Raw genomic sequence first — 11806 nt, 5'->3', positions numbered from 1 at the left:
TCCGAACTCTCTGACGCCGTCTCTGAAGGAGCGAGCGACGATGCCCGAGCTGAGGTCCCGCACAGTCACCCACGGCCGCAACATGGCGGGCGCCCGCGCCCTTATGCGCGCCTCCGGTGTACCGGGCGGGGACATCGGCCGCAAGCCGATCATCGCGGTCGCCAACAGCTTCACCGAGTTCGTGCCCGGCCACACGCACCTGGCGCCGGTCGGCCGGATCGTCAGCGAGGCGGTCGTCGCCGCCGGCGGCATCCCGCGCGAGTTCAACACGATCGCCGTCGACGACGGCATCGCCATGGGCCACGGCGGCATGCTCTACTCCCTGCCCTCCCGCGACCTGATCGCGGACAGCGTGGAGTACATGGTCGAGGCGCACTGCGCCGACGCCCTGATCTGCATCTCCAACTGCGACAAGATCACCCCGGGCATGCTCAACGCCGCCCTGCGGCTGAACATCCCGACGGTCTTCGTCTCCGGTGGCCCGATGGAGTCCGGCCGCGCCACCCTGGTCGACGGCACGGTCCGCACGCTCGACCTGGTCGACGCGATCTCCGACGCCGTGAACGACAAGATCTCGGACGAGGACATCCTCCGCATCGAGGAGAACGCCTGCCCGACCTGCGGCTCCTGTTCCGGCATGTTCACCGCCAACTCGATGAACTGCCTGACCGAGGCCATCGGCCTGTCCCTCCCGGGCAACGGCTCGGTCCTGGCCACGCACACGGCCCGCAAACAGCTGTACGTCAACGCGGCCAACACGGTCATGGACATCACCCGCCGCTACTACGAGCAGGACGACGAGACGGTCCTGCCCCGCAGCGTGGCCTCCTTCGCGGCGTTCGAGAACGCCATGGCGCTCGACATCGCCATGGGCGGCTCGACCAACACGATCCTGCACCTGCTGGCCGCCGCCCAGGAGGCGGGCGTCCCCTTCGGCCTCGACGAGATCAACGCGGTCTCGCGCCGCGTGCCGTGCCTGGCCAAGGTCGCCCCGAACGTCGCCAAGGACCGCACGTACTACATGGAGGACGTGCACCGCGCCGGCGGGATCCCCGCCCTGCTCGGCGAGCTGCACCGCGCGGGCCTGCTCAACGAGGACGTGCACTCCGTGCACAGCCCGTCCCTCGCCGACTGGCTGAAGACCTGGGACGTGCGCGGCGGCTCCCCGTCCGCCGAGGCCGTCGAGCTGTGGCACGCGGCCCCCGGCTGCGTCCGCTCCGCCGAGGCCTTCTCCCAGTCCGAGCGCTGGGAGGCGCTGGACGAGGACGCCGAGGGCGGCTGCATCCGCTCCGCCGAGCACGCCTACTCCAAGGACGGCGGCCTCGCCGTCCTCAAGGGCAACCTGGCCGTGGACGGCTGCGTCGTGAAGACGGCCGGCGTCGACGAGTCCATCTGGACCTTCGAGGGCCCGGCGGTCGTCTGCGAGTCGCAGGAGGAGGCCGTCCAGAAGATCCTCACCCAGCAGGTCAAGGACGGCGACGTCGTCGTCATCCGCTACGAGGGCCCCAAGGGCGGCCCCGGCATGCAGGAGATGCTCTACCCGACCTCGTACCTCAAGGGCCGCGGCCTCGGGAAGACCTGCGCGCTCGTCACGGACGGCCGCTTCTCCGGCGGCACCTCCGGCCTGTCCATCGGCCACGCCTCGCCCGAGGCGGCAGCGGGCGGCACCATCGCCCTGGTCGAGGACGGCGACCGGGTCCGCATCGACATCCCGAACCGCTCCATCGAGCTGCTGGTGGACGACGCCGAGCTGGCCCGCCGCGACCAGGCGCTGAACGGCGTGTACGCCCCGAAGAACCGCGAACGCAAGGTCTCGGCGGCGCTGCGCGCCTACGCGGCGATGGCGACCAGCGCGGACAAGGGCGCGGTGCGGGACGTGTCGAAGCTGGGCTGATCCCCGTCTCACGCCGAGGGCCGTCTCCCGCCGGGAGGCGGCCCTCGCGTATGACCACCGGCTACCAGGCCGCCGGATCGCGCCCGTTCACGGCGAAGACGCTCCCGTCCGGCGCACTGCCGTAGACCCGGTCGCCCACGACCAGGGGCTCGGGAAGGGACGCCGGCACCCGGTCGGAGCGCTCACCCAGCCGGACCGGTGTCTGCCCGACGAGCCTGCCCCGCCGGGCGTCGACGGCGAGCATGCGCCCGTCGGGCGCGCTCACGTACACGTGCCGGCCGTCCGCCGCCGGCCTGGACGCCCGCACGACCCCCGTCTCCAGGGTCCACACCTGCTCACGCGCCCGGAGGTCCACGGCCGTCAACGCCCCGCCGCTCGCCATGAGATGGACGACGTCCCCGCGCACGCCGCCCTGTGCCTGTGCCAGGGGGACACGCAACGGCACCCGCACGCTCCTGCGGCTGCGGGGGTCGTAGCGCACGACGGCCCGCGCCTCATCACGCGCCGGGTCGACGGCCACCGCCACGAGCGACCCGCCCGCCGTCCCGACGGCCTCCAGGGCGCCGTCCAGCCCCGCCTGCCACCGCACCGCACCCGTCCGCGGATCCACCGCCGTCACCCGCGTCCGGCTTCCGTCACCGGACACGCTCACCGCGTACGCCAGCCGGTCGCCGGGGAACGAGAGGAAGTACGGCACGTCCTGTCCCGGCACCCGGTGCCTCCATCGCACCCGTCCCGAGGCGGCCTCCACCCCGCTGACCGTGCCGTCGGATCCGGTGAGCAGCACCATGCCCCCCACGGCCCGCAGCCCGCCGTACGCCGGCAGCTCCTGCCGGGACACCCTGCCCGACGCCAGGTCGACGGCCGTGAGTTCCCGCCCCTGACCGAGTCCGCCCAGCACCTCGCCGTCCGCCACGACCGGGGGCCCCGCCGGCGGCCCGCTCGCTGCGGTGCCCTTCAGCGCCCGCCGCCACAGCAGCCGCCCGTCCACGGCGTCCCGCGCGAACACCAGCCCTTCCTGCGCGCACACCACGGCGTCCGCCGCGTACGAGCACTGCGGCGTGCTCCGGCCGTCGAGCGGCTTCGCCTCCCACCCGGAGAACGCGGCGGCCGTGGTCCGCGGCGAGGCGACCTCCCGCGCCGGCTCCGCACCCCCGGGCAGACCTACCACCGCCAGTACCCCGGCGACCGCCAGTCCCAGGGTCCCGGCCACCACGGCCCCGCGTTTCCGCAGCCGACCGGACCCTTCACGCACCGGCGTCCCGGCAGCCGGCGCCTCGGGGGTGGGCTCCGCCGGCCCCTCCTCGGCGCGCTCCGGGGGTATGAAGACCTGCGTGTCGTACGAGGCCGCGACCGACCGCAGCTCCCGCATCAACTCGTCGGGCGTCGGCCGGTCCTCGGGCTCCTTGGCGAGACACCGCGCCACGAGCGGCGCGAGGTTCTCCGGCACTCCGGTCAGGTCCGGCTCGTCGTGGACGACCTGGTAGGCGACGACGTACGGGCTGTCCGAGTCGAACGGCCCCCGGCCGGTGGCGGCGTGCACCATCACCGACCCGAGCGCGAAGACGTCGGCGGCGGGTCCCACCTCGCGGGGGCGCCGGAACTGCTCCGGCGCCATGAACGGCGGCGTTCCGATCAACTTGCCCGTCTCGGTGCGCAGTTCGCTGTCCTTCGGCCGGGAGATCCCGAAGTCGATGACCTTGGGCCCGTCCTCGGCGAGGAGCACGTTGCTGGGCTTGAGATCCCGGTGCACCACGCCGACCCGGTGGATGTCGCGCAGCGCCTCGGCCAGTCCGGCCATCAGACGGCGCACCTCGGCGGGGCTCATGGGCCCGTTCCGCTTCACATGGTCGGACAGGGTCGGTCCGGGGATGAACAGGGTGGCCATCCAGGGCCGTTCGGCTTCCGAGTCGGCATCGACGACGGACGCGGTGAAGGCACCGCTGACCTTCCGCGCGGCCGCCACCTCCTGCCGGAACCGCCCCCTGAACTCGGGATCCCTGGCGAACTGGGCGTGCACGACCTTCACCGCGAGCTTCATCCCCGAGGTGCTCCGCGCGAGGTGCACGACGCCCATGCCCCCGGATCCGAGCGTCGTCTCCAGCCGGTAGTGGCCGGCGTATTCGGGAAGTTCCGCTTCCGCGCCCGCCCCGGTGCTGCTCTGCGGCGCCATGGAACCACCCCCGTGCTGTTCGTCCGCGCGCGCGACGCACGGAGCCTAGTCGATGAGCCGTTCGTGACAGAGGCGGCTTGCTAGTCTCCGCGTGCGAGTCGCGCACAGGTGTTTCATGGCGCGATTCAGGGGAATCAACGGGGCCCCATGCCGGTCATGGGGTTGCAACGGGGGAGGTTTTTCATGTCTGTCGACCGCGTCGAAGAGACAGTGGGCGGCCAGGTGACGGAAGCGGTCACGGCCGAGGCCGGGACCGCGGCCGTGCGCTACTACTCGGTCGCGCCGGGCGTCCGTGTCAACGTCCGCAGCGGCCCCGGCACCAACTACACGGTCGTCCGCGTCCTGTCCGAGGGGGCGAAGGTCCCGATCCACTGCCAGTCGCCGGGCACCACGGTGACGGGCCCGTACGGCACGACGAACATCTGGGACAACATCGACAGCGGCCAGTACGTCTCGGACGCCTACGTGCGGACGGGCAGCGACGGCTACATCCGCCCGCGCTGCGGCTGAGCCGCCCGGAGCCCGCAGTCACCCCGGGGCCATAATCGACGCGTGAGCGACGACACCCGCACCCAGGCAGCCTCTGCGGGCTCCCCCGGCCCCCGCCCCGAGCCGATCCGCTTCTTCGGCACCACCTGGGTCGAGCACGACAGCGGCTACGCGGCCCGCCGCACGGCCGTGGCCGTGGGCTCACTCGCGGCGGCCGCCGCCTCCTGCCTCGTCCTCCGCCTCGCCTACCAGGGCCTCCAGATCGCCGCGATCGGTGGCTTCGTCACGCTCCTCATGGTCGTGATGTTCGCGATCTGCAGCGCGATGGCCTTCCGTCACACCTGGGACGGCTTCACCCGCCGCCCCGACCCGGACCGCCAGGCGTCCCTGCGCGGCCTCCTGACCATCGGCTTCGTCGGCTCGCTCCTTGCCTACTTCTTCCGCTCCCTCACCGAGGCCCCCGGTGAGAGGCTCCACCGCGAGGAGTACGAAGAGGCCCGAAGGCAGTACGAGAAGCGCACGACCCGCCGCTCGGGCAACCCGAAGAACCGCCGCCGCGGGTAGCCGCCACCGGCGGAGCCCTGCCGCCTACCGCTCCGCCACGATGCGCTCCACCGCCGCCGCCACCAGTTCTTCGCGCTCCGCCTCGGTGAAGACGTCCGGCAGGGTGAGCTGCTCGACGATCAGCCAGTTCAGCGTGAGCATGAGCAGCTTGACGGCCATGGCGTCGCCGGGCAGGCCGGAGGCCTCGTGGTACGCGACGTTGGCGTCGACGTCCGCGCGAACCCGCTCGGTGAGGACCGTGCGCAGCTCGGGACGGCGTGTGGCCTCCAGGCGCAGTTCGAGCAGGGCGAGGTAGCCGGTGCGGAACGCGGCGACGCGGCCGACGAGCTCCCTCATCAGCACCACGTAGGTCTCCCGGTCGCGGCCGGCGTCCCGCTGCCGGGCGATCGTCGCGTCGTCGGGCTGGAGCCGCTCGTAGACCCGGGCGCCGGCCTGGGTGAGGAGGTCGTCCCGGTTGGCGAAGTAGTTGGACGCGGTCCCCGCCGGTACGGCGGCCTCGGCGTCCACCGCCCGGAACGTCAGACCCCGCGCACCCTCCCTGGCCAGTACTTCGATCGCCGCGTCGACGAGCGCGGCACGCCGCTGGTCGTTCCGTCGCACCATTGACACCACTCCAGTTGTAGTACTACGTTCAAACCACTGCAAGGAGAGTACTACGAATGGAGTTATGAGAGAGATGCGAAAGCTCGTGTACTACATCGCCGTCACGCTCGACGGCCGCATCGCCGGCCCCGACGGCGAATACGACTTCTTCCCCTCCGGCGACGAACGGCAGAGCGCCGCCTACAGCGCCTGGGCCAACTCCCTGTACCCCGAGACGGTCCCGACCGCCTACCGCGCCGCCGCCGGCCTCGCCGACACCCCCAACCGGTACTTCGACACCGTCGTCATGGGCCTCGGCACCTACCGCGCCCCCTTCGAACAAGGGGTCACCAGCCCTTACGCGCACCTGCGCCAGTACGTGGTGTCCAGCACGCTCCGGCCCGACGCCGACCCCGCCGTCACCGTCGTCCCGGGCGACCCCCTCGGCCTGGTCCGCGCACTGAAGAAGGATGAGGACACCGCCCTGAACGTATGGCTCTGCGGCGGCGGCAAGCTCGCAGGCGCCCTCCTGCCCGAGATCGACGAACTGATCGTCAAGCACTACCCGGTGGTCGCCGGTGCCGGAGTACCGGCTTTCGACGGCGCCTTCGACCCCACCGTCTTCGAGGTCGCCGAGCGCACCGCCTTCCCCAGCGGCGTCACCCTCACCCGCCTCACCCGCCGCCAAGAGTATTGATCACGAGCTCTCGACTCCCGAACGGCCCGACCACCCACCCCACTTCGGCATCCGCTCGGGCAGCAGAGCCTTGCCGAAAGAGATCCGCCCGGCCCCCCCCCGCCGATCTCACCGAAATCTCACCGCACTCCACCCCGCCCCCGGCCACCATGGCCGTATGACCGCATCGCCCTCCGCCCACCACCCCGCCGGAGCCGACCCGACCCCCGACCCCCCTGCCAAGACCCCCGAGCCCACCCGAAGCGCCCGAGCCCACTCCTTCAACGCCGCCGCGGCCCAGTACGCCGCCAACCGCCCCTCCTACCCCCCGGCCCTCTTCGACGCGATCGAGGACCTGACCGGACGCCCCCTCGCCGGCGCCCGCGTCGCGGACATCGGCGCCGGCACCGGCATCGCCACCGCCCTCCTGCACGCACGCGGCGCGGACGTCGTCGCCGTGGAACCCGGTGACGGCATGGCGGCCCAGTTCCGCCGCTGTCTGCCCGCGATCCCGGTCGTCCGCGGCACGGGCGACGACCTCCCCCTCTCCGACGCCTCCGTCGACCTCGTCACCTACGCCCAGGCCTGGCACTGGACCGACCCCGCCCGCGCGGTCCCGGAAGCCCTGCGCGTCCTGCGCCCCGGCGGGGCCCTGGCCCTGTGGTGGAACACCGACGCCCTCGACGTCCCCTGGATCGCCGAAGCCGCCGTCCGCATGAGCCGTCACTTCGGCATCGACGTCTCCGCCGAGAAGCGCAACGTCGACTACGGCACCGCCGACCCCAGCGGCCGCCTCGACTTCACCCGCCGCACGGTCCGCTGGAGCCGCCGCGTCCCGGTCGACACCCACCTCGCCAACATCGGCAGCCACTCGGTCTTCCTGGTCGGCGGTGCGGATCGCACCGCGTCGTTCCTGGCCGAAGAGCGCGAGCACCTCCTCCGGGCCTTCCCGGGCGGCGTCGTGGAGGAGGTCTACGAGGTCGTCCTCCTCCTCGCCGGGACCCCGGCCTGACGCGCACCCGCCCCAAGGCCCCCCGGCCGCTTGACGAGCCCGACCCCCGGGAGCATTATTCATCGCATGATGAATAATGCTCCCGGGGGCTCACCACACCCGGGCCCCACCCCCGACCGCACGCCGACACCGGACACCCCAGCCGTCCACGCCGAGAACCTCACCGTCACCCGCGGGACCCGCACCGTGCTGCGCGACCTCGGCTTCACCGTCCCCCGGGGCCAGATCACCGGCCTCCTCGGCCCCTCCGGCTGCGGCAAGTCGACCCTCATGCGCGCCCTCGTCGGCACCCAGGCCAAGGTCGCCGGCACCCTCGACGTCCTCGGCCACCCCGCCGGCCACCCCACCCTGCGCACCCGCATCGGCTACGTCACCCAGGCCCCGTCCGTCTACGACGACCTGACCGTCCGCCAGAACCTCGACTACTTCGCCGCGATCCTCCACCCCGGCCGCCCGGCCGCCGACCGCCGTGAAGCCGACGTCACCCGCGCCATAGCCGACGTCGACCTCACCACCCACGCAGACGCCCTCGCCGGCAACCTCTCCGGCGGCCAGCGCAACCGCGTCTCCCTGGCCGTCGCCCTCCTCGGCGCCCCCGAACTCCTGGTCCTCGACGAACCGACCGTCGGACTCGACCCCGTGCTGCGCCGCGACCTGTGGAACCTCTTCCACGACCTCGCGACCGACCGCGGCGCCACCCTCCTCGTCTCCTCCCACGTCATGGACGAGGCCGAGCGCTGCCACCGCCTCCTCCTCATGCGCGACGGCACGCTCCTCGCCGACGACACCCCCGACGCCCTGCGCACCCGCACCGGCGCCGCCACCGTCGAGGAGGCCTTCCTGCACCTGGTGGACGAGGCGAAAGCAGCAGCCCGCACGAAGGAGACGACCCGATGACCACCACCCCGGCCGGGACGGCCACCCCACCGAGGGCCCTGAGCGCCTCCCGCACCACCGCCACCGCCGCCCGGGTCCTCCGCCAGCTCACCCACGACCCCCGCACCATCGCGCTGCTGGTCCTCATCCCCTGCGTGATGCTGTTCCTGCTGCGCTACGTCTTCGACGGCAGCCCCCGCACCTTCGACAGCATCGGCGCGTCCCTCCTCGGGATCTTCCCCCTGATCACGATGTTCCTGGTGACGTCCATCGCCACCCTGCGCGAACGCACCTCCGGCACCCTCGAACGCCTCCTCGCCATGCCCCTCGGCAAGGGCGACCTCATCGCCGGCTACGCCCTCGCCTTCGGCACCCTCGCGATCATCCAGTCCGCCCTGGCCACGGGCCTCGCCGTCTGGTTCCTCGGCCTCGACGTCACCGGCAGCCCCTGGCTCCTCCTCCTGGTGGCCCTCCTCGACGCCCTCCTCGGCACGGCCCTCGGCCTCTTCGTCTCGGCCTTCGCCGCCTCCGAATTCCAGGCGGTCCAGTTCATGCCGGCGGTGATCTTCCCCCAGCTCCTCCTGTGCGGCCTGTTCACCCCGCGCGACGCCATGCACCCCGCCCTGGAGGCCGTCTCGGACGTCCTCCCCATGTCCTACGCCGTCGACGGGATGAACGAGGTCCTGCACCACACGGACATGACGGCCACGTTCGTCCGGGACGTCCTCATCGTCGCGGGCTGCGCACTCCTCGTCCTGACCCTGGGCGCGGCCACCCTCAGGCGCCGGACGGCATAGCCACCCCGGCGCGCGACATCCCGCCCAGCGGACACCCGAGCCGCCCACTGCCCCCCGGTGCGAGGATGGATTCCGGACGACGCACCCTTCGGAGGCATCCCGCGCCATGACCCAGAAAGTCGCAGTCCTCGGCACCGGCAAGATCGGCGAAGCCCTGCTCAGCGGAGTGATCCGCGCCGGCTGGACCCCGTCCGACCTCCTGGTCACCGCCCGCCGCCAGGAACGAGCCGAAGAGCTCCGCACCCGTTACGGCGTCACCCCGGTCACCAACGCCGAAGCCGCCAAGACCGCCGACACCCTGATCCTCACGGTGAAACCGCAGGACATGGGCACCCTCCTCGACGAGCTCGCCCCCCACGTCCCCGCCGACCGCCTGGTCATCAGCGGCGCCGCCGGCATCCCCACGGCCTACTTCGAGGAGCGCCTCGCCCCCGGCACCCCGGTCGTCCGCGTCATGACGAACACCCCGGCCCTGGTCGACGAGGCCATGTCCGTCATCTCCGCCGGCACCCACGCCACCGCCGACCACCTCGCCCACGCCGAGGAGATCTTCGGCGCCGTCGGCAAGACACTCCGCGTCCCCGAGTCCCAGCAGGACGCCTGCACCGCCCTCTCCGGCTCCGGCCCGGCCTACTTCTTCTACCTGGTCGAAGCCATGACCGACGCCGGCATCCTCCTCGGCCTGCCCCGCGACAAGGCCCACGACCTGATCGTCCAGTCCGCCATCGGCGCCGCGACGATGCTCCGCGACAGCGGCGAACACCCCGTCAAGCTCCGCGAGAACGTCACGTCCCCCGCCGGCACGACGATCAACGCCATCCGCGAACTGGAGAACCACGGCGTACGGGCCGCCCTCATCGCCGCCCTCGAAGCCGCCCGCGACCGCAGCCGCGCCCTGGCCTCCGGCAACAACAGCTGACCACGGGGGGCGGGCCCGGCACCCGCCCCCACGGCCACGTCACACCCCGGCCCCGGCCGGCTCCCTCTCCGCCACGGCCGGCAGCAAGCCGATCGCCCGATACGCGGCATCCACCGTCGGCCGGGCCATCCCCCGGGCCCGCTCGGCCCCGTCCCGCAGCACCCCCTCCACATACGCGGGATCCGTACACAACTCCTTGTGCCTCTCCTGCAAGGGCCGGAGCACCTCGACCACCGCCTCCGCGGTGTCCTTCTTCAGGTCCCCGTACGAGGTGTACGCACCACTCAGCAGCTCGGGCTCCCCACCCGTGCACGCCGCGAGGATCTCCAGCAGGTTGGCGAGCCCCGGCCGGGCCTCCCGGTCGTACACGACCTCCCGCCCGCTGTCGGTCACGGCACGCATGACCTTCTTGCACACCACGTCCGGCTCGTCCAGCAGATAGACGATCCCCGGCCCCACGTCGTCGCTCTTGCCCATCTTCGACGCCGGCTCCTGAAGATTCATCACCCGGGCCGCGACCCCCGGCCGCGTCGCCCGCGGCACCACAAATGTGTGCCCGTACCGCTGGTTGAACCGCACGGCGAGATCCCGCGCCAGCTCCACGTGCTGCCGCTGATCGTCTCCCACCGGCACCTCACCGGCCCCGTACGCAAGGATGTCCGCCGCCATCAGCACGGGATACGTCAGCAGCGACAGCCGCACACTCCCGCCCCGCCGCTGCTCCCGCGCGGCCTTCTCCTTGTACTGGATCATCCGCCGCATCTCACCGTCGGTGGCCACGCACTCCAGCACGTACGACAGCCGGGCGTGCTCGTCCACATGGCTCTGCACGAACACCGTGCAGAGCTCCGGATCCAGCCCGGCCGCCAGCAGCAGCGTCGCCGACTGCCGGCTCAGCCTGCGCACCCGCGCGGGATCGTGGTCGACGGTCAGGGCGTGCAGATCGACGACGCAGAACAGGGCGTCGGCCTCGTGCTGGTCGACCGCGGCCCACCGCCGCATGGCCCCCAGGTAGTTCCCCAGCGTCAGATGCCCCGTCGGCTTGATCCCACTGAAGACCCGTGTCATCTCTCCTCCACCTCCTGGTAGGGACCGCCGCCCCGGGCGGCCGCCCCTCCGTGGTGCCGGAGGAGGAAACAAAAACGGCCGCCGAAGCGGCGGCCGCTGAGTGCATACGTGAGAGCGGCCGCCGTCAGGCGGCCCACCACAGTCGGGTGCACGTACGCGTCGTCATACGGCCCAGAGTACGCCGCCGGAGTGCGGCCCGCCCCCGAGTTGACACGCCCTACCCCCATCCGTAGTGTTCTCCGAGTTGCCCGACGTGAGCGCCGACCCCGGTCGGTCCCCGGGCAGCCAATCCGCAAGTACTCACCACTATTCGACGCGCAGCACGTCTGTCGTCGCTTCATTGGCATGTGTATTTACGGAATGAGGAATCCACGTTCGAAAGGACGAGGCCCCCGATTCGCTCGGGAGCCGGGGAATCCGCTAAAGTCTCACTCGTCGGAACGGCCCAACAGCCGCGAAGACAAACCCCGCTGACCGGGGATCAGGCCCGAAAGGATCTGATAGAGTCGGAACCGCCGGAAAGGGAAACGCGGAAGCGGGAACCTGGAAAGCACCGAGGAAATCGGGTCGGAAAGATCTGATAGAGTCGGAAACGCAAGACCGAAGGGAAGCGCCCGGAGGAAAGCCCGAGAGGGTGAGTACAAAGGAAGCGACCGTTCCTTGAGAACTCAACAGCGTGCCAAAAGTCAACGCCAGATATGTTGATACCCCGTCCATCGGACTACCGATGGTCGAGGTTCCTTTGAAATAACACAG

Annotated in this window: 11 protein-coding genes; 8 read left to right on the top strand and 3 right to left on the bottom strand. The window is 71.6% G+C overall.

From position 1 onward, the window contains the following. Positions 1 to 40: 40 nt before the first annotated feature. Complete coding sequence (gene ilvD, locus AB0E85_RS25445; RefSeq protein ID WP_361931376.1) at positions 41 to 1894, top strand: dihydroxy-acid dehydratase; 1854 nt, start codon at positions 41 to 43, stop codon at positions 1892 to 1894. Positions 1895 to 1955: 61 nt separating this feature from the next. On the opposite strand, the gene AB0E85_RS25440 is transcribed toward ilvD, so the two are convergent. Then, positions 1956 to 4067, bottom strand: coding sequence for a serine/threonine-protein kinase (locus AB0E85_RS25440; RefSeq protein ID WP_361931373.1), 2112 nt, complete (start codon positions 4065 to 4067; stop codon positions 1956 to 1958). Positions 4068 to 4250: 183 nt separating this feature from the next. On the opposite strand from AB0E85_RS25440, the gene AB0E85_RS25435 reads away from it, so the two are divergent. Continuing rightward, on the top strand, positions 4251 to 4577 hold the full coding sequence (locus tag AB0E85_RS25435; RefSeq protein WP_361931371.1) for an SH3 domain-containing protein: 327 nt from the start codon (positions 4251 to 4253) through the stop codon (positions 4575 to 4577). 42 nt (positions 4578 to 4619) lie between these two features. Continuing rightward, the gene (locus AB0E85_RS25430; protein ID WP_361931368.1) at positions 4620 to 5120 is read left to right on the top strand and encodes an EamA/RhaT family transporter; all 501 of its coding nucleotides are present in this window, start codon (positions 4620 to 4622) and stop codon (positions 5118 to 5120) included. A gap of 24 nt (positions 5121 to 5144) precedes the next feature. On the opposite strand, the gene AB0E85_RS25425 is transcribed toward AB0E85_RS25430, so the two are convergent. Continuing rightward, entirely contained in the window at positions 5145 to 5723 is a 579-nt protein-coding gene (locus AB0E85_RS25425; protein ID WP_361931366.1) for a TetR family transcriptional regulator, read from the bottom strand. Between the two features lie 73 nt (positions 5724 to 5796). Between AB0E85_RS25425 and AB0E85_RS25420 the strand changes: the two genes are divergently transcribed. The 5 genes from AB0E85_RS25420 (at position 5797) to proC (ending at position 9982) form a co-directional block, all read left to right on the top strand. Next, positions 5797 to 6399, top strand: coding sequence for a dihydrofolate reductase family protein (locus AB0E85_RS25420; protein ID WP_361931364.1), 603 nt, complete (start codon positions 5797 to 5799; stop codon positions 6397 to 6399). Positions 6400 to 6556: 157 nt separating this feature from the next. Continuing rightward, positions 6557 to 7390 carry a class I SAM-dependent methyltransferase gene (locus AB0E85_RS25415; protein ID WP_361931362.1) on the top strand — a complete coding sequence of 278 codons (834 nt, stop codon included), beginning with the start codon at positions 6557 to 6559 and terminating at the stop codon, positions 7388 to 7390. Positions 7391 to 7456: 66 nt separating this feature from the next. Next, a complete protein-coding gene (locus tag AB0E85_RS25410; protein ID WP_361931359.1) occupies positions 7457 to 8287 on the top strand; it encodes an ABC transporter ATP-binding protein in 831 nt (276 codons plus the stop codon). Then, a complete protein-coding gene (locus AB0E85_RS25405; protein ID WP_361931356.1) occupies positions 8284 to 9063 on the top strand; it encodes an ABC transporter permease in 780 nt (259 codons plus the stop codon). Before AB0E85_RS25410 ends, AB0E85_RS25405 begins: the two co-directional genes overlap by 4 nt. A 106-nt stretch (positions 9064 to 9169) precedes the next feature. Further along, positions 9170 to 9982 (top strand): pyrroline-5-carboxylate reductase, encoded by an 813-nt coding sequence (proC, locus tag AB0E85_RS25400; protein ID WP_361931353.1) that lies wholly within the window; start codon positions 9170 to 9172, stop codon positions 9980 to 9982. A 39-nt stretch (positions 9983 to 10021) separates the two neighbouring features. Here the strand turns inward: proC and trpS are convergent, their stop codons facing one another. Then, a complete protein-coding gene (gene trpS / locus AB0E85_RS25395) occupies positions 10022 to 11050 on the bottom strand; it encodes a tryptophan--tRNA ligase (protein WP_361931350.1) in 1029 nt (342 codons plus the stop codon). Positions 11051 to 11806: the final 756 nt, after the last annotated feature.

It is taken from the genome of Streptomyces sp. NPDC029044, assembly GCF_040637495.1.
Lineage (GTDB): Bacteria > Actinomycetota > Actinomycetes > Streptomycetales > Streptomycetaceae > Streptomyces.
This window is presented reverse-complemented; position numbering and strand designations above follow the sequence as displayed.

Excerpts from the sequence above, each read along its gene's own strand:
- ilvD (WP_361931376.1), top strand. The coding sequence starts at position 41 with ATGCCCGAGCTGAGGTCCCGCACAGTCACCCACGGCCGCAACATGGCG.
- AB0E85_RS25440 (WP_361931373.1), bottom strand. The coding sequence starts at position 4,067 with ATGGCGCCGCAGAGCAGCACCGGGGCGGGCGCGGAAGCGGAACTTCCC.
- AB0E85_RS25405 (WP_361931356.1), top strand. The coding sequence starts at position 8,284 with ATGACCACCACCCCGGCCGGGACGGCCACCCCACCGAGGGCCCTGAGC.
- AB0E85_RS25410 (WP_361931359.1), top strand. The coding sequence starts at position 7,457 with ATGATGAATAATGCTCCCGGGGGCTCACCACACCCGGGCCCCACCCCC.
- AB0E85_RS25435 (WP_361931371.1), top strand. The coding sequence starts at position 4,251 with ATGTCTGTCGACCGCGTCGAAGAGACAGTGGGCGGCCAGGTGACGGAA.
- AB0E85_RS25415 (WP_361931362.1), top strand. The coding sequence starts at position 6,557 with ATGACCGCATCGCCCTCCGCCCACCACCCCGCCGGAGCCGACCCGACC.
- AB0E85_RS25420 (WP_361931364.1), top strand. The coding sequence starts at position 5,797 with ATGCGAAAGCTCGTGTACTACATCGCCGTCACGCTCGACGGCCGCATC.
- trpS (WP_361931350.1), bottom strand. The coding sequence starts at position 11,050 with ATGACACGGGTCTTCAGTGGGATCAAGCCGACGGGGCATCTGACGCTG.
- AB0E85_RS25425 (WP_361931366.1), bottom strand. The coding sequence starts at position 5,723 with ATGGTGCGACGGAACGACCAGCGGCGTGCCGCGCTCGTCGACGCGGCG.
- proC (WP_361931353.1), top strand. The coding sequence starts at position 9,170 with ATGACCCAGAAAGTCGCAGTCCTCGGCACCGGCAAGATCGGCGAAGCC.